The 15,737-nt window shown below is 72.0% G+C and carries 15 protein-coding genes and 1 riboswitch; of the genes, 5 read left to right on the top strand and 10 right to left on the bottom strand.

All coding sequences use genetic code 11. From position 1 onward, the window contains the following. Nucleotides 1-221 precede the first annotated feature (221 nt). Nucleotides 222-1,364, top strand: coding sequence for an alpha/beta hydrolase (locus ACIQI7_RS25220; RefSeq protein ID WP_401113514.1), 1,143 nt, complete (start codon nucleotides 222-224; stop codon nucleotides 1,362-1,364). A gap of 188 nt (nucleotides 1,365-1,552) precedes the next feature. Here ACIQI7_RS25220 and ACIQI7_RS25215 read toward each other — a convergent pair whose 3' ends face one another. Beyond that, nucleotides 1,553-1,882: a MoaF-related domain-containing protein gene (locus ACIQI7_RS25215; RefSeq protein ID WP_360338223.1), complete on the bottom strand. Its 330-nt coding sequence runs from the start codon at nucleotides 1,880-1,882 to the stop codon at nucleotides 1,553-1,555. A 453-nt stretch (nucleotides 1,883-2,335) separates the two neighbouring features. Next, nucleotides 2,336-2,500, top strand: a riboswitch (cyclic di-AMP (ydaO/yuaA leader). Between the two features lies 1 nt (nucleotide 2,501). Between ACIQI7_RS25215 and ACIQI7_RS25210 the strand changes: the two genes are divergently transcribed. Then, nucleotides 2,502-3,866: a hypothetical protein gene (locus ACIQI7_RS25210; protein ID WP_401113513.1), complete on the top strand. Its 1,365-nt coding sequence runs from the start codon at nucleotides 2,502-2,504 to the stop codon at nucleotides 3,864-3,866. Between the two features lie 127 nt (nucleotides 3,867-3,993). On the opposite strand, the gene ACIQI7_RS25205 is transcribed toward ACIQI7_RS25210, so the two are convergent. Together ACIQI7_RS25205 and ACIQI7_RS25200 are read right to left on the bottom strand one after the other, a co-directional pair. Further along, nucleotides 3,994-4,821 (bottom strand): hypothetical protein, encoded by an 828-nt coding sequence (locus tag ACIQI7_RS25205; RefSeq protein ID WP_401113512.1) that lies wholly within the window; start codon nucleotides 4,819-4,821, stop codon nucleotides 3,994-3,996. 174 nt (nucleotides 4,822-4,995) lie between these two features. Further along, nucleotides 4,996-5,793 (bottom strand): IclR family transcriptional regulator, encoded by a 798-nt coding sequence (locus ACIQI7_RS25200; protein WP_401113510.1) that lies wholly within the window; start codon nucleotides 5,791-5,793, stop codon nucleotides 4,996-4,998. Nucleotides 5,794-6,071: 278 nt separating this feature from the next. Here ACIQI7_RS25200 and aceB point away from each other — a divergent pair, with 278 nt between their 5' ends. Beyond that, on the top strand, nucleotides 6,072-7,751 hold the full coding sequence (gene aceB, locus ACIQI7_RS25195) for a malate synthase A (protein WP_401113508.1): 1,680 nt from the start codon (nucleotides 6,072-6,074) through the stop codon (nucleotides 7,749-7,751). 95 nt (nucleotides 7,752-7,846) lie between these two features. Then, a complete protein-coding gene (locus ACIQI7_RS25190) occupies nucleotides 7,847-8,248 on the top strand; it encodes a gamma-glutamylcyclotransferase (RefSeq protein WP_401113507.1) in 402 nt (133 codons plus the stop codon). A 271-nt stretch (nucleotides 8,249-8,519) separates the two neighbouring features. On the opposite strand, the gene ACIQI7_RS25185 is transcribed toward ACIQI7_RS25190, so the two are convergent. The 7 genes from ACIQI7_RS25185 to ACIQI7_RS25155 form a co-directional block, all read right to left on the bottom strand. Beyond that, nucleotides 8,520-9,905, bottom strand: a complete 1,386-nt coding sequence (locus tag ACIQI7_RS25185) for an 8-oxoguanine deaminase (RefSeq protein WP_401113505.1) — start codon at nucleotides 9,903-9,905, stop codon at nucleotides 8,520-8,522. A gap of 70 nt (nucleotides 9,906-9,975) precedes the next feature. Continuing rightward, nucleotides 9,976-11,424 carry a nucleobase:cation symporter-2 family protein gene (locus tag ACIQI7_RS25180; protein WP_401113503.1) on the bottom strand — a complete coding sequence of 483 codons (1,449 nt, stop codon included), beginning with the start codon at nucleotides 11,422-11,424 and terminating at the stop codon, nucleotides 9,976-9,978. Nucleotides 11,425-11,820: 396 nt separating this feature from the next. After that, nucleotides 11,821-12,741 carry a factor-independent urate hydroxylase gene (gene pucL / locus ACIQI7_RS25175; protein WP_401113501.1) on the bottom strand — a complete coding sequence of 307 codons (921 nt, stop codon included), beginning with the start codon at nucleotides 12,739-12,741 and terminating at the stop codon, nucleotides 11,821-11,823. A 35-nt stretch (nucleotides 12,742-12,776) separates the two neighbouring features. Next, nucleotides 12,777-13,112 carry a hydroxyisourate hydrolase gene (gene uraH, locus ACIQI7_RS25170; RefSeq protein WP_401113499.1) on the bottom strand — a complete coding sequence of 112 codons (336 nt, stop codon included), beginning with the start codon at nucleotides 13,110-13,112 and terminating at the stop codon, nucleotides 12,777-12,779. A gap of 153 nt (nucleotides 13,113-13,265) precedes the next feature. Then, the gene (gene uraD / locus ACIQI7_RS25165) at nucleotides 13,266-13,778 is read right to left on the bottom strand and encodes a 2-oxo-4-hydroxy-4-carboxy-5-ureidoimidazoline decarboxylase (protein WP_401113497.1); all 513 of its coding nucleotides are present in this window, start codon (nucleotides 13,776-13,778) and stop codon (nucleotides 13,266-13,268) included. 246 nt (nucleotides 13,779-14,024) lie between these two features. Further along, nucleotides 14,025-14,405, bottom strand: coding sequence for a helix-turn-helix domain-containing protein (locus ACIQI7_RS25160; RefSeq protein WP_401113495.1), 381 nt, complete (start codon nucleotides 14,403-14,405; stop codon nucleotides 14,025-14,027). Beyond that, nucleotides 14,402-14,647, bottom strand: a complete 246-nt coding sequence (locus tag ACIQI7_RS25155) for a thiamine-binding protein (RefSeq protein WP_401113612.1) — start codon at nucleotides 14,645-14,647, stop codon at nucleotides 14,402-14,404. The genes ACIQI7_RS25160 and ACIQI7_RS25155 overlap by 4 nt, the downstream gene beginning before the upstream one ends. A gap of 213 nt (nucleotides 14,648-14,860) precedes the next feature. On the opposite strand from ACIQI7_RS25155, the gene ACIQI7_RS25150 reads away from it, so the two are divergent. Further along, nucleotides 14,861-15,706: a TIM barrel protein gene (locus tag ACIQI7_RS25150; protein ID WP_401113493.1), complete on the top strand. Its 846-nt coding sequence runs from the start codon at nucleotides 14,861-14,863 to the stop codon at nucleotides 15,704-15,706. The last annotated feature ends 31 nt before the right edge of the window (nucleotides 15,707-15,737 follow it).

Raw genomic sequence — 15,737 nt, 5'->3', positions numbered from 1 at the left:
ACGGCTGACAGGTAACAGAATTCAGATGACAACTTTCGAAATCTGTTATCTGAACGTTGTCATCCGTCCACTCCGCTCTCCGTGGCCTCCCAGCGGCGATCAGCTTTCTCCCAGCTGGCGTTAGGGTTGTTCCTCGCGCCCCGGCGGGGGGAACCGGGGTGACCTCCTCGGATGTCCCCAGCGGAGGGGACTGGAGTTCGAGGCGTGGGAGCAAGTAGGACATGGGTCTGACGAGCCACAAGGTGCTGGCGCTGACCGCACTGGTCGCGGTCGTGATGATGGTCGGCACGGTCTGGTTGTGGCCCAGACTCGCGAAGAAGACCTGGCAGGCGGTGCTCGGCCGGATCGGCGCCCTGCTCGCCACCCAGCTCGCGGTGCTCGCCGCGCTCGGCCTGGTCGCGAACAACTACTTCGCCTTCTACAGCAGTTGGGACGACCTGCTGGGCACCGGCGACACCGGCCCGGTGGTCATACACAACAAGGCGGACGCCTCCGGCCGGCTGATGGTGGAGACGGTGGGCCAGGCCTCGGTCAAGGGCGGCGGCGCGATGGGCCGCGAGCCGAGCCAGTCCGGCGAGATCCGCAAGGTCCGGATCGACGGCGCGGCCAGCCGGCTGTCCACCGAGGGCTACGTCTACCTGCCCCCGCAGTACTTCCAGCCGGAGTACGCCCAGAAGCAGTTCCCGGCCGTGATCGTCAGCACCGGATTCCCAGGAATCGCGGAGAACCTGATCACCCGCTTCAACTACCCGGGCGCCGCACTCAAGCTGCTGCAGGAAGGCCGGATGCAGCCGACCGTCATGGTCCTGGTGCGTCCCTCGCCCGCGCTGCCGCAGGACACCGAGTGCGAGGACGTCCCGAACGGCCCGCAGTCCGACACCTACTTCACCAAGGACGTGCCCTCGGCGATCCAGGCCAGCTACCGGGTCTCCACCGACCCGCAGGCCTGGGCGTTCATGGGCAACTCGACCGGCGGTTACTGCGCGCTCAAGCTGGCCATGCGCCACCCGGACGTCTTCCCGACCGCCGTCGCGCTCTCCGCCTACTACGACGCCGCCGACGACCCGACCACGGGCGACCTCTTCGGCGGCAGCAAGCAGCGCCGCGACGAGGCCAACCTGATGTGGCGGCTGAAGAACCTGCCGCAGCCGAAGGTGTCCGTGCTGCTGGCCGGAACCAAGAAGGGCGACGGCGGCTACCGGCAGGAGACCGAGGCCTTCGTCGACGCGGTGCGGAGCCCGATGAAGGTCTCGTACAGCATGCTGGAGAACGGCGGCCACAACTTCGAGACCTGGAGCGCCCTGCTGCCGTCCTCGCTGGAGTGGCTGTCCCAGCACCTCAAGGTGCCGAACCAGACCGTCTGAACCTGACCGACCGCGAGCCCGAACGAGCGGCCCCGAAGGACCAGACCCCCAACGACCGAACCACAACGAGCGGACCGCAACGACCGAACCCCCGGAGCCACGGCCCGGGGGTTCGGTCGTTGCGGTCCGGTCCAGGGCCGGTCGGGTCGTTCAGGAGCCTCACGGCCCCCGCCCGGCGGTCCCGCCGCTCAGGCCACCCGCTCCAGCGTCCCGGTGTGCAGCTCACCGACCCGGCCGCCCTCGCCCTCGAAGGTCCAGAAGGCCCGCACCGTCAGCTTGCCGAGGTCCATCACATGGCTGACGGTGATCCCGCTCTGCTCGGTCCAGCTGACGAAGTAGATCTCCGGCGCGACCTCGGCGACGTGCAGCCGCACGTCCTCCCACTGGCCCGCGGACTCGCCTAGGCCCTCCCAGCGCAGCCGAGTGCCGTCGGCCGAGTAGGTGTTGCGGAAGGCCGCGCCGTTGTCGGCCTGGAAGAGGTAGGTGCGGCCGGCGAAGGCGGGCAGGGGCGCGGTCATGGTGGGGCGGGTCCTCGTCTCGGTCAGGTCGCGTCTGTCGGGTCGTGGCGAGCACCCGGTCGGGCTCGCCACTCTTGTGCACGGCGGATGATGTCCGACTCCCAATTTATCCGACCGGGCCCACTCGGTCAGGTACTCGCCACGGTACGGCCCGCCGCCAGGTCGCCGCCAGGCCACCAGCGCTGCCGGCAGGCAGCTCACCGGCCTGAACCGCCCTGGAGCGTGCCCTGTCCCCGCCGGCCGGAACGTCCGCCCGGCCCGGCCGCAGCCCGCCGCTCCCGGAGAACGATCAACTCGGCTGCCACCCGGCGTCGTTGATCGACACCACTGTGAGCTGCGCGACAACGGGGCGGCCCGGGTTGTCCGTTCACGGACGACCCGCCTAGCCTGCAACGGTCGTCCGCCCTCGCGGACCCCGCCGCCGGGACGCCGAGTCCCGTCCACCCGCCGGCGGGTCACCGAGCACCACAGCGGACGGGAGCGGGGGAACCAAGGTCAGCGCCCGGCCCGTACGCTCCCGCGTGCGGCCGCGGCTAGGGGTGAAGCCGTCCCACCGGCGGCCGGGCAACCTCAGCCCGAATCCGACAGCTCACCTCGCAGGCGTCGCAGAGGTCACCCCATGCACCAGCCTGCCAGCTCCACGCACCGGCCCGCGCTCGCTCCCGCGCCCGCCCGCCGCCGCGGCCCGCGCCACGCCCGCCCGTCCCACCGAGGCCGCAACGCCGCGCTCGCCGCCACCGGGGCGTTCGCCATCAGCGGCGCCGGCCTGCTCGGCCTGCCGTCCGTCAACGGTGCCCAGGCCGCCACCGCGCCGACCGTCACCCAGGACCGGCTCGCCCCCGCCACCATGGTCGCGGGCAAGGCCACCACCGCCTCGCTCGGCCTGCACTCCTCGGCCTGCTTCACCGCGAAGACCGTCGGCGTGGGCGTGCGCGACGCGCGCGGCACCAACCTCGACTTCCCCGGCAACGCCTCCAACGTGCAGATCTGCCCGAGCGGGGTCAGCTTCACCAGCGGCGCGCGCACCCTGCCCGCCGGGACGTACACCCAGTTCGGCTTCTGGCAGGACCTCGGCGGCGGCTGGCACAACCTGCCCTCGCAGCAGCTGGTGGTCTCCGCCACCGGGACGTCCACCCCGACCGCGTCCCCGACCCCGACCCCGACGGCCACCCCGACCCCGACCCCGACGGCCACCCCGACCGCGACCCCCACGGCCACGCCGACCCCCACGGCCACGCCGGGCACCACCCCCAGCACCACCCCGAGCCCGAGTACCCCGGCGCCGTCCTCCCCGGTCGCCGGCAAGTCGCTGACCTGGTCGGACGAGTTCAACGGCGCGATCAGCTGGGGTCAGCGCTGGGTCGGTGACAAGAGCACCGCGTACCGCTACGGCAACCACAACCCGGGCGACAACAAGCTCGACTGGCTGAACAGGAACAACGTCGGCGTCGCCAACGGGATCGCCACCTTCACCGCCACGTCCGGCGGTCCGGTGCTGGAGAACGGCAAGCAGTCCTGGAACACCGGCTTCCTGACCACCGAGGGCTCCAGCGAGGGCTTCCAGGTCAAGACCGGCGACTACGCCGAGACCCGGGTCAAGCTGCCCGCCGGCAGCGGCGCCTGGCCGGCCCTGTGGACCTGGAAGAACGGCAACGGGGAGATCGACTCCTTCGAGTACCACCCCGACAACCCGAACCTGCTGGAGCTGACCAACCACGTCAACCCGGGCAACGGGAAGTACTACACGGACGCGAGCGCGATCGCGAAGGACCAGTGGGTGACCATCGGCACCTACTACGGCGCCGCCTCGGTGGACTGGTACGTCAACGGCGTCAAGGTCTTCTCGGACGGTAAGGGCGTCGGCACCGGCTGGTCGGCGTACCTGATCCTCAACCTCTCGGTGTGCGCGGGGCAGTACCACCCCGCGCCGCAGGGGACCGCCCCGATCGCCTTCGCCGCCGACTACGTCCGCGTCTACCGGTAGGACGGGCGCGGCGAGGGCGGGACGCCGCGAGGCGTCCGGGCCCGGCGGACCGCCCCGCCGGCCGGAGGATCCCGCAGACAGGAGCATCCCGCCGGTAGGGCCACTCCTGTCGGCGGGACCAGGTGGTTCAGGAACGGGCGACCCTCTCGACCACCGTGATGTCGAACGGCTGCCGGTTGTTGGCCTCGTTCCGGTCGTCCGCACTGCGCACTGTGACCGCCCCGCCGCCCAACCTGCCCGCCGGCAGGCGCGGGTCGAGCCGGACCGGGATGAGGGCGGTCGCGCTGCGCGCTTCCCGCAGACCCGGGCCGAACACGCACCGCACGATGCGGCCGTGGGCCATCACCTGGCAATCGGACGGGAAGTAGGGGCCCTCCGCGGTGACGCCCTCCGGCAGGGCGACCACGACCGTGAACGGGGACGCGGTGGTGTCCGGGCCTGCGTTGCCGACGAAGGCGTGGATGGTGGTGGTGCCGCCGGCCGTGGCCGCGTCCGGGTCGAGCCTGACCACCTCCAGGTCGGAATCGGACGTCCGGGCGGCGGCCGGCGCGGGCAGCGTGGAGGCCCCGGACGTTCCGGACCCGGACCCGGTGCCTGCCCCGGGCTTCACCGGCGCGGGCAGGGTGGAGGCCTCAGGCGTCGACGGCGCGGGCAGGGTGGAGGCCTCGGGTGTCGACGGGGCCGGCAGGGTGGAGGCCTCGGGCGTCAACGGCGCGGGCAGGGTGGTCGCCGTGGGTGCGCCCGCCGTGACCTCCAGCGCGGGCCGGGGCTCGGGCCGCCGCAGCGCCCAGGACGGGTCGCCGGCCAGCACCATCACCGCGCACCCCGCCGCCACGGCCGCGACCAGCCCGGCCCCGCCGGACCTCCGCCCTCTCGCGGTGCGCCGCCCGTCACGGTGCGGCCCCTCGCCACCCGGTGCGTCGCCGTCCCGCACGCCGCGGTGCTGCTGCTCCATCCCCGCTCACCCTGCCCTCGCATCCCGGCCGCCCGCGCCGTCGCGGGCCGCGTCGGCACCAGGTTGGCGGAGCCGCCGCCCGAGCCCGGTGGCAACCCGCCCGTCGTCCGCCCGAACGGATGACGCGACGGGCCGTCCCGGCCGGGACGGCCGACAGCGGGGGCTGACGAGCGGTCAGGGGGCGAGGACCTGCCCCAGCCGGGTCGCGATCTGCTGCATCACCGGTACGAGCGAGGCGGCCCCGGTCGGTTCCTCCAGGGCCCGGATGCGGGCCTCCGGTCCGGAGACCGAGAGGGCGGTGGGCGTCGGCGCGCCCGGGACGGCGAGCGCGATGCAGCGGACGCCGATCTCCTGTTCCTGGTCGTCGACCACGTAGCCGCGCTCGCGCGCCTCGGCGAGCTGGCGCATCAGCTCCTGCGGGTCGGTGACCGTGTACTCGGTGTGCGCGGGCAGCGGATTGGGGCCGAGGACGGCGCGCGCCTCGTCCTCGGGCAGCTGGGCGAGCAGCGCCTTGCCGACGCCGGTGCAGTGTGGCTGCACCCGTCGGCCGACCTCGGTGAACATCCGCATCGAGCGGCGCGACTGCACCTGGCCGACGTACACCACCTCGCCGCCCTCCAGCACCGCCAGGTTGGCGGTCTCGCCGGTGGCCTCCATGAGCTCGGCCAGGTACGGGCGGGCCCAGCTGCCGAGCAGCCGGCCGGCCGTCTCGCCCAGGCGGATCAGCCGGGGGCCGAGGGTGTAGCGGCGCGCGGTGTCCTGGCGGACATAGCCCTGCTGGACGAGGGTACGAACCAGTCGGTGGATGGTCGGCATGGGGAGGCCGGAGGTGGTGGAGAGCTCGCTGAGCGTGGCCACGCCGCCGGAGTCGGCCAGCGCCTCCAGGAGTTGGAAGGCGCGCTCGACGGACTGCACGCCGCCGCCCGCGCGGTCGGCGCCTGTCGTCGATGCTGGGTCGGGGGTCGCAACCACCGGCGTTCCCTTCGCTGTCGGGGAGGAGTGGAGTCCCGGCGATCTCTTCAACAAATCGTTGAAATTCTGTATCGCGGAAACTAGTCTCCACCTTACAGAATCGAACTCGCCGAACTCGGCGGTCCCGATCGAGGAAGTCCCCAGCGAGTTCGCCGAGCGACTTCGCGGAACTACTTCGCCGACCGAGTTCGCCGACCGAGTTCCCTGAGAAGTTTCCGGAAGGGGTTCCCGCCGGAGCTTCCTTCGCCAGGTCCAACCGTCTTAGGAGTGTCCTGCTCATGGCTGCAGATCAGGGGCCGTCGCCCAGCCTCCGGTCGGGGGTACCCCCAACCGCCTCCACCGCCGCTCCGGTCGTCACCGTCGCCGGCCCCCGCGTCCACCGGGCGGAGGAGGTGCTCACGCCCGAGGCGGTCGCCTTCGTCGCCGGGCTCCACCGTGCCTTCGAGGGGCGGCGGCAGGAGCTGCTGGCCAGGCGCAGGACCCGTCGCGCCGAGATCGCCGCCACCGGCACGCTCGACTTCCTCCCCGAGACCGCCGCGATCCGGGCCGGGGACTGGAAGGTCGCCGAGGCGCCCCGCGCACTCCAGGACCGCCGGGTCGAGATCACCGGCCCGACCGACCGCAAGATGGTCGTCAACGCGCTCAACTCCGGGGCGAGGGTCTGGCTCGCCGACTTCGAGGACGCCACCTCCCCGACCTGGGAGAACGTGGTCGGCGGCCAGGTCAACCTGATCGACGCCTTCGAAGGCCGGATCGACTTCACCAGTGAGACCGGCAAGGCGTACACCCTCAAGCCCGCCGCCGAACTCGCCACCGTCGTGGTCCGCCCGCGCGGCTGGCACCTGGACGAGAACCACCTGTTGGTCGACGGCACCCCGGTGGCCGGCGCGCTCGTCGACTTCGGCCTCTACTTCTTCCACAACGCGGCCCGGCTGCTGGCCAGGGGCGCCGACGACCCCAACTCCGGTCCGTACTTCTACCTGCCGAAGACCGAGAGCCACCTCGAGGCCCGGCTGTGGAACGACGTGTTCACCCACGCCCAGGCCGAACTCGGCATCCCGTACGGCACGATCCGGGCGACGGTGCTGATCGAGACCATCACCGCCGCGTTCGAGATGGACGAGATCCTCCACGAGCTGCGCGACCACGCGGCCGGGCTCAACGCCGGGCGCTGGGACTACCTGTTCTCGATCGTCAAGAACTTCCGCGACGCGGGCGGGCACTACATCCTGCCGGACCGCAACAGCGTCACCATGGCCTCGCCGTTCATGGCCGCCTACACCCGACTGCTGGTGCGGACCTGCCACCGGCGCGGCGCCCACGCGATCGGCGGCATGGCCGCGTTCATCCCGAGCCGCCGCGACCCCGCGGTCAACGCGGCCGCCTTGGAGAAGGTCAAGGCGGACAAGGATCGCGAGGCCGCCAACGGCTTCGACGGCTCCTGGGTCGCCCACCCCGACCTGGTGCCGGTCGCCCGGGCCTGCTTCGACGCGGTGCTCGGCGAGCGGGCCCACCAGAAGGACAACCCCGGCCCGGCGGAGCCGGTGACCGCCGCCCAGCTGCTCGACGTCGCCGGAGCCGGTGGCACCTGCACCCGCGCGGGGCTGCACAACGCCGTCCAGGTCGGCATCCGCTACATCGAGGCCTGGCTGCGCGGAGTGGGTGCGGTCGGCATCTTCAACATGATGGAGGACGCCGCCACCGCCGAGATCTCCCGCTCGCAGATCTGGCAGTGGATCCACAACGGGGTCGTGCTGTCGGGCACCGGTGAGAAGGCCACCGCGGAGCTGGTCCGCACCCTGGTCGCGGCGGAGCTGGCCGAACTCCTCGCGGAGCTGGGCGAGGAGTCCTACGGCGCGGGCCGCTGGCGCGAGGCCGCCCAGCTCTTCGAACAGGTCGCCCTGGCCGAGGAGTTCGCGGACTTCCTGACCCTCCCCGCGCTTCCTCTGCTGGGCTGAGCCCGGCGGTCCACCCCTTCGTTCCGTACGGCGACGAGTCCGGCCGTCCTGTCCTCGCCGTGCGGAACGGTCTTTTCCACGTAAGGAGTTCACCCATGGCGCGCATGTTCTTCAACGGCCAGGCGATGGTCGGCGGCCCCTTCCACGCCAAGGTCGCCGACTCGCTGATCGGGCCGGCCCGGACCGCCCCCGGCTACCGCTTCTTCTCCATCGACCACAGCGGTGGTACGGACGTCTGCCCGGGCCTGCTGGCGGACCCGGAGGCGGACACCGCCATCGACGGCGAGCTGTACGACATCCCCCTGGAGCGGCTGCGGGACGTCATCCTGCCGGGCGAACCGCGGGAACTGGAGCTGGGCGTGATCGAGCTGGAGGACGGGTCCGCGTGCCTGTCGATGCTGCTCTCCCGGGGCGAGCTGGAGCGCGGCGTCCACCGCGAGATCACCCACCACGGCGGCTGGCGCGCCTACCTGGCGTCGATCGGGCGGACGGCCTGACGGGGAGCGGGCAGCGGGCGGCGGGCAGTCGGGAACAGGAGACAGCGAACAGAGAACAGAGTTCAGCGAACAGATGATGAAAGATGTCATCTGTCCGCTGAAATCTGTTAGCTGAACTCCGTCTGCTGAATAACGTCCGCTGAACTCTGTCCGCCGAACGCCGAGGCCCCGGACCCTCGCCGCGGGTCCGGGGCCTCGGTCCGCACACCCGTCGGGTGTACGGAGCCGGGGGCGCACCGTCCCTGGGCGCCCCCGGAGCGCGGGGTGGGCGTCAGACCGGACGGGCCGCCAGTTCTCGGGCGGCCCGGGCGCAGTCGAGCGCGATCCGGTCCTCGTCGACGGTGGTCAGCCGCCCCTTCTCGACCACCGCGTTGCCGTTGACGAACAGCACCGACAGCGGCGGCAGCGCCCCGAAGGTCAGCGCGGCGACCGGGTCGGCGATGGACGAGTGCATGATCCCGTCGACCTTCCACAACGCCAGGTCGGCGAGCTTGCCGACCTCGATCGAGCCGATCTCGTCCTGTCGGCCGAGCACCCGGGCGCCGCCCATGGTGCCCAGGCGCAGTGCCTGCCGCCCGGTCAGCGCGGTGGGGGAGCCGTGCAGCCGGTTGATCAGCAGGGCGTTGCGCAGCTCCGTACCCAGCTCGCCGGACTCATTGGACGCGGTGCCGTCCACCCCGAGCCCGACCGGGACGCCGGCCCGGAGCATGTCGGGCACCCGGGCGATGCCGGCCGCCAACCGGGCGTTGGAGGACGGGCAGTGGGCGACGCCGGTGCCGGTCTCGGCGAACTTGGCGATGTCGGAGTCGTCCATGTGCACGCAGTGCGCCATCCAGACGTCCTCGCCGAGCCAGCCCACCGACTCGAAGTAGTCGGTCGGCCCCATGCCGAACAGTTCCTTGCAGAACCGCTCCTCCTCGGCGGTCTCCGAGCCGTGGGTGTGCAGCCGGACGCCCTTGCTGCGGGCGAGTTCGGCGGACCGGCGGAGCAGCTCGGTGGAGACCGAGAAGGGCGAGCAGGGTGCGAGCGCGACGTGCAGCATCGAGCCGAACGAGGAGTCGTGGTACCGGTCCACGGCGGCCTCGGAGGCGGTCAGGATGGCGTCCAGTTCCTCGACCGCGTGGTCCGGCGGTAGCCCGCCGTCCTTCTTGGAGCGGTCCATCGAGCCGCGCAGCGCGGTGAAGCGCAGACCGAGTTCCCGGACGGCCTCGACGGAGGCGCCGAGGACGTCGCCGCCGTCCTTCGGGAACACGTAGTGGTGGTCGGAGGCGGTGGTGCAGCCGGACTTGAGCAGCGCGGCGGCGGAGCCCTGGCTCGCGGCGTGGACGAGCTTCTCGTCGATCCGCGCCCAGGTCGGGTACAGGGCGACCAGCCAGTCGAACAGGATGTCGTCCTGGGCCAGGCCGCGGGTGATCCACTGGTAGAAGTGGTGGTGGGTGTTGACCAGTCCGGGGGTGGCGAGGTGGCCCTCGCCGTCGATCCGGCGCACCACGTTGTCCAGCCACGCGGGGGCGGGCCCGTCGCCCACCGCCTCGATGGTGTTGCCGAGGAGGACCACGTGGCCGCGGGCGTACTCGGTGTCGTGCGCGTCCACGGTGGCGATCGCGACGTTCTCGATCACGATCCGCTGGTCGGCGGGCGGGGGCTGGACTGCCATGGTGTGACTCCTAAGGGGGAGGGTCGGGAGGGGCGGGCACCGCGGGAGCACCCGCCGCTCGCGAGACCGGTCAGGACGGTGTCGCCGTCGGTGTCGCCGGTGTTGTCGGCACCGTCGGCACCGTCGTGTCGGAGGCCGGGCCGGCCGCGGACCTGCGGCCGGCCCCGACGTGGTGGAAGAGCAGGTTGAGCAGGACGGCCGTCACGCAGCCGACCGAGATCCCCGAGTGCAGCAGGGTCCGGGCGGCCTCCGGGAAGGAGTCGTAGAACGTCGGCACGGCGATCGGGACGATGCCCACGCCGAGCGAGACCGACACCAGGATGGTGTTCGAACCGGACTCCAGGCCGGCCTCCGCGAGGGTGCGGATGCCGCTGGCCGCGACCGTGCCGAAGAGCACGATCCCGGCGCCGCCGAGGACGGGCTGCGGCACCAGGGAGACGACCGAGCCCAGCACGGGGAACAGCCCCAGCAGGACCAGGATGCCGCCGCCGGCCGCGACCACGAAGCGGCTGCGGATCCTCGTCAGCGCCACCAGCCCGATGTTCTGGGCGAAGGCACTGGCGGCGAAGCCGTTGAAGACGGGGCTGAGCGCGGTGGCCAGGCCGTCGGCCCGCAGGCCGGCGGCGAGGGTGGGTTCGTCGGCCTCGCGGTCGACGATCCTGCCGAGCGCGAGCATGTCGGCGGTGGACTCGGTCATCGAGACGACCATGACGATGCACATCGAGACGATCGCGGCGGCGTCGAACATCGGCGCGCCGAAGTGGAACGGGGACGGGAGCGAGAAGACGTTCGCCTCCTTGACCGCGCCGAAGTCGGCGAGCCCCAGCGGGAAGGCGATCAGGGTGCCGAGCGCCAGGCCGACGAGCAGTGACAGCTGCTGCCAGAAGCCGCGCAGCAGCCGGTTGCAGAGCACTACCGCGACGAGGGTGGTCGCGGCGAGGCCGACGGCCCGCATGGAGCCGTACCCGGGGGCGCCCGGCGAGCCGCCGCGCGCCCAGTTGACCGCCACCGGAAGGAGGGACACCCCGATGAGGGTGATCACGGTGCCCTGGACGACCGGGGGGAAGAACCGGATGAGCTTGCAGAAGTACGGCGCCGCGAGGAAGCACAGCAGCCCCGCGACGATCACCGCTCCGAAGATCACGGGGAGGGCGTCCTTCGGGCCGCCCGTCCTCTCGACGGTGCCCTTGGCTATGGCGATCATGGGCGCGACCCCCGCGAAGGAGACGCCGTTCACGAACGGCAGCCGCGCGCCGACCTTCCAGACGCCGAGGGTCTGGAGCAGGGTGGCCAGTCCGGCCGTGAACAGGCTGGCCGAGATGAGCAGGGCGAGTTCGGCGGGGGAGAGCCCGACGCCGGCGCCGACGATGAGCGGAGGCGCGACGACTCCCGCGTACATCGCGGCGACGTGCTGGAGGCCGGTGGAGAGCAGCTTCGCCGGCGGCAGCAACTCGTCCACGGGGTGGGGCCCGGTCCGGGGCGGCTCGCCGGGGAGCTCGGACGGCTCCCCGGGGACCATGGACGGCTCACCGGAGTGCTGGGCCGGTGCGCCGTCCGGGCCGGGCGTTCTTGCCGGGGTGGAACCGCCGTCTGTACTGCTGGTGTTGCTGGGTGCCATGTCGAGCCCCTCTTGTGCCCGTGGCTCCCGGCGCGCCCGTGGCGCTGGAGAGCGGCTGGTGCTGGTGCGGCCGAGGGTGGGACGGCGGTGCAAGGGCCCCTCGGCGGGCCTCTCCGGTGCCCCGGGCCGGCCGCCGCGAGGCAGACACGAACTCCGGTGGGTGGGGGTGGGGTTGGAGCAACTGCTGGTACGGGTGGCGCGGGGGGTGGGGCGGGTGGCGCGGCCCACCCGGACGCGGCCGGCCCGTGGGGGCCGGGGATGCGGCGAGTCCGGGCGGTGTCCACCTGGCGGGGGGAGTCAGGCGACCGGGATGACCGGGACGACGCCCTCGCGGTGCACGGTGCCCTCGATCAGGCCGTACATGCGGTCCGCGGCGAAGTAGACCTCGTTGTCGTTCTCCAGGCCGAACGGCTCCAGATCGACCAGGAAGTGGTGCTTGTTGGGCAGTTCGAGGCGGACCTCGTCCACCTCGGCCCGGTTGTTCAGGACCCGGGTGCCCATCGCGTGCAGGGTCTGCTGCAGCGAGTAGGAGTAGGTCTCGGCGAACGCCTCCAGCAGGTGCCGCTTCACCTGGGTGTAGGAGCGGTTCCAGTGGGGCTGGGCCTCGCCGGCCGCGCCGCTGTAGCCGAACTTCCAGCGGGCGGTGACCTGGGTGGCGAGGATGCGGTCGTACGCCTCCTGGAGGGTGGTGTAGTCGTCCTTGATGTAGCCCCAGAACTCCGAGTTGGTGGAGTTCATGACGACCAGGTCCTTCAGGCCGGAGACGACCTGGACGGACTCCCCGTCGTAGACGATCTCGCTGGTGCGGACCTCCTGGCCGCTGCGGACGAAGGAGTGGCCGACCTCCTCCGAGCCGATGAAGCGGGCCGAGCTGTCCGGCGTCCTGATCCGTTCCCAGGCGTACTCCTCGATCCGGATCCGGGCGCTGTGCACGACGCCGCGCTCGGTGTCGTCGACGAAGTGACGTGCCAGCAGGATGCCGAACGCCTCGGCGGACTCGATGCCGTACTTCTTGGCGAAGGCGTAGACGGTGTTCTTGGTGGTGTCGGTGGGGAGGCAGTTGGCGTTGGACCCGGTGAGGTGGACGTCCTCGAACTCGCCGCGGAGCGCGACCGAGACGTTCAGGTCCTTGATCTCGTGCCGGGTGGAGTCGCGGTGGATCCGGACTATGCGGTTCTCCGCCTTGCCGTACTGGTTCTGACCGAGCAGGTGGGCCATGGCGTGGCTCCTAAGCTTGTCAAGGTCGGTCGGTCCTAGCTTCCGCGGTAGACCGAGTATCCGAACGGGTTGAGCAGCAACGGCACGTGGTAGTGGTGCTGTTCGGGCGCGACCGTGAAGACGATCGAGACCTCGGGGAAGAACGGCGGCTCGGTGGACCGGAGCGCGTGGTACGCGCCGGTGTCGAAGAGCAGCCGGACGACCGAGCCCGCCTCCACGGACGGCAGGTCCCTGACCCGGCCGTCGGAGTCCGTGGCGGAGGCGCCGAGCACCTGCCAGCCACCCTCGGTGCGCAGTGCGAGCTCGACCGGGACGCCCGCGGCCGGATGGCCGAGGCTGGTGTCGAGCACATGGGTGGAGATGCCAGTCATGGGTGAAGTGACCTTACTCGTGGCAGAGGTGGTGAGGCGTCGGTTGTCATTTCGTCGGTCGGCCGCCGGGAGGTGGCGGTCGGCTGCGGTCGGTGCGACGCGATGCGGGCAGGGGAGTGGAAACGCAATGAAGCGAAGCGAGATGACGAGTCGTCAGGACCTGTCGAGCAGCCGGTCGAGCCGGATGTCGTTGATCTTGCGCAGCTCCCCGCGGACGATCTCCGCCTCGGTGGCGGCGTCGTTGGGGTGGCGCTCGCGCAGGGCGGCGAGCATGTCGAGGGCGGTGCGGCCGGTCGCGCAGATCAGGAACACGTGGCCGAACTTGGCCTCGTAGGCGGCGTTGGCGTCGTGCAGCTGGTCGAGGACCGCCCGGTCCACGCCCCGGATTCCGGCCTGTTCGCGCTCGGAGGCGACGTCGCCGGCTATCGGCCTGCCGATCCGGGCGTGGCCGGCCATCGCGTCGCGCAGGTCCTCGGCCGTCAGTGACGCCATGGCCGCCGCGTTGGCGGCGAGCAGGGCCTCACGGTCGGACCAGGGCTTCGCCGCCGCGACGGCGGCGGCCCAGCGGGGGCTGGAGCAGACCTCCAGCAGGATCCCTTCCAGCTCCGCGGCGTCGGCGGCGGCCAGGGCGTCGAGGGTGGCAAGGGCGTGGGGGTGGTTGGTCACGAGTGGACCTCCTGAGGAGTGGTGCCACCCGGAAAAGCTAGATCGACCCCACCCGGCCGTCAACACTTTGTTGAACGGTTGGTGGTTACGTTCCGAACCGGGCCGCGCTACCGGGCCCTTCGGTGTGCGATCCGCCAAGTGTGCCCCGCCGCAGGCCGATCCGGACCTGCCGCGCCGGCGGGGTCACCCGTTCGGAAGCCTCCTGGGCGGGGTCCGCGTGCGCCCCGGAGGGCGTCGGGCCGGGCGTCAGGACGGCTTCGCGCCGTCCTGGCGATTCAGGTAGTTGTACACCGTGAAGCGGCTGACGCCCAGGGCCGAGGCCACGGTCTCCACGCCGTGGCGGACGGTGAAGGCGCCGCGCTCCTCCAGCAGGGCGACGACCCGCTGCTTCTCCAGCCGGTCGAGCTCGGCCAGCGGGCGGCCGTCGAACTGGCGGGTCATCTCGGCGAGCAGCCGGTCCAGCGCGCTGCTCAGGTGCGGCAGCCGGACGGCCAGGGCGGGGGCGCCCTCCCATTCCAGGACCACGTCGTCGGGCTTCGCCTCGTCCAGCGGGACGGACGTCGCGCCGACCGCGGCCAGCAGCGGCTTCACCGCCGCGGCGAGCGGGTGTTCCACGTTCCCGGTCACGGCGTACCGTCCTCCTCGCCCAGCACGCTGAGCTGGACCGAGATCCGGGTCGCCCCGGCGTCCAGGGTCTCCTTGAGCAGCTTGGTCACCGCGGCGAGGACCTTCTCGGCCTCGCCCTCGGCGCCGGTGCCGAAGGGGCCGACCGACACGGCCAGGCCGGCCTCGTCGACGGCCTTGCGGGCCGCCGCGGCGTGCTCCGGGAACGTGTCCAGTTCGAACGGTTCTGTCGTGAACTCCACCATCAATCGCACGAGGTCACTGTAGCGAGCGGGGGTGCGGGTGGGGCAGGGGCGGCTGGTCGAGCGGTCCGACCCCGGGTGGGGCGTACGGCCCGCCGTTTTCAACAAAATGTTGCGACTCCCTTGACACCCGCTCGGCGGCCCGGCGATGCTTCCGTCAAGCAGAATCCCTCTTCCGTATCGTGGAAGTAGCGGATGGCGGAAGAGAGATGAGAGGTGAGCGACGTGACGGCGGTCGCCCCGCACGGCTTTACGGTCAACCTGTCGATCCTGTTCGGCGAGCTGCCGCTCCTGGAGCGCCCCGCCGCGGCCGCGGCGGCCGGCTTCACCGCGGCCGAACTGTGGTGGCCCTTCGGCGCGGAGCACGACCCGTCGCGGGCCGAACTGGACGCGCTGCGCAAGGCGTTCACCGACGCCGGGGTGCGGCTCACCGGCCTCAACCTCCTGGACGACCTCGGCAGGGGCGCCCGCGGCACCGTCTCGGTCCCGTCCGAGCGGGACCGCTTCCGCGCCAACGTCCCGGTCGCCACCGAACTCGCCGCCTCGCTCGGCGCCACCGCGCTAAACGCGCTGTACGGCAACCGGGTCGAGGGCGTCGACCCGGCCGAGCAGGACGCGCTCGCGCTCGAGCACCTGGTGCTCGCCGCTCGGGCCGCGCACGGGATCGGCGCCGTCCTGCTGATCGAGGCCCTGAACAGGGCCGAGTCGCCGGACTACCCGCTGGTCTCGGCCGCCGCCGCGGTCGAGGTGGTCGACCGGGTCAACGCCGCCACCGGCCTGGGGAACGCCAGGTTCCTCTGCGACCTGTACCACCTGGCCAGGAACGGCGAGGACTTGGCGGCGGTCATCGCAACCCGCGCCGACCGCATCGGTCACGTGCAGATCGCCGACACCCCTGGCCGCAACGAGCCCGGCACCGGCGACCTGGACTTCGAGGACCTGTTCGCCCGGCTCACGGCCGCGGGCTACAGCGGCCCGATCGGCCTGGAGTACCGGCCCTCCACCGGTGTCAGCGCGGACAGCTTCGGGTGGTTGCCGCGCGAACTGCGCGCCGCCCGGTAACGGCGCCGCCGGGCCGCGCACCGCCTGAGTG

This window comes from Kitasatospora sp. NPDC092039, from assembly GCF_044756065.1.
In the GTDB taxonomy this organism is placed as follows: Bacteria; Actinomycetota; Actinomycetes; order Streptomycetales; family Streptomycetaceae; genus Kitasatospora.
This window is presented reverse-complemented; position numbering and strand designations above follow the sequence as displayed.

Coding starts and splice junctions, on each gene's coding strand:
- uraH (WP_401113499.1), bottom strand. CDS start 13,112: ATGACTGGCATCTCCACCCATGTGCTCGACACCAGCCTCGGCCATCCG.
- ACIQI7_RS25210 (WP_401113513.1), top strand. CDS start 2,502: ATGCACCAGCCTGCCAGCTCCACGCACCGGCCCGCGCTCGCTCCCGCG.
- ACIQI7_RS25215 (WP_360338223.1), bottom strand. CDS start 1,882: ATGACCGCGCCCCTGCCCGCCTTCGCCGGCCGCACCTACCTCTTCCAG.
- aceB (WP_401113508.1), top strand. CDS start 6,072: ATGGCTGCAGATCAGGGGCCGTCGCCCAGCCTCCGGTCGGGGGTACCC.
- pucL (WP_401113501.1), bottom strand. CDS start 12,741: ATGGCCCACCTGCTCGGTCAGAACCAGTACGGCAAGGCGGAGAACCGC.
- ACIQI7_RS25180 (WP_401113503.1), bottom strand. CDS start 11,424: ATGGTCCCCGGGGAGCCGTCCGAGCTCCCCGGCGAGCCGCCCCGGACC.
- ACIQI7_RS25205 (WP_401113512.1), bottom strand. CDS start 4,821: ATGGAGCAGCAGCACCGCGGCGTGCGGGACGGCGACGCACCGGGTGGC.
- ACIQI7_RS25190 (WP_401113507.1), top strand. CDS start 7,847: ATGGCGCGCATGTTCTTCAACGGCCAGGCGATGGTCGGCGGCCCCTTC.
- ACIQI7_RS25185 (WP_401113505.1), bottom strand. CDS start 9,905: ATGGCAGTCCAGCCCCCGCCCGCCGACCAGCGGATCGTGATCGAGAAC.
- ACIQI7_RS25155 (WP_401113612.1), bottom strand. CDS start 14,647: ATGGTGGAGTTCACGACAGAACCGTTCGAACTGGACACGTTCCCGGAG.
- ACIQI7_RS25220 (WP_401113514.1), top strand. CDS start 222: ATGGGTCTGACGAGCCACAAGGTGCTGGCGCTGACCGCACTGGTCGCG.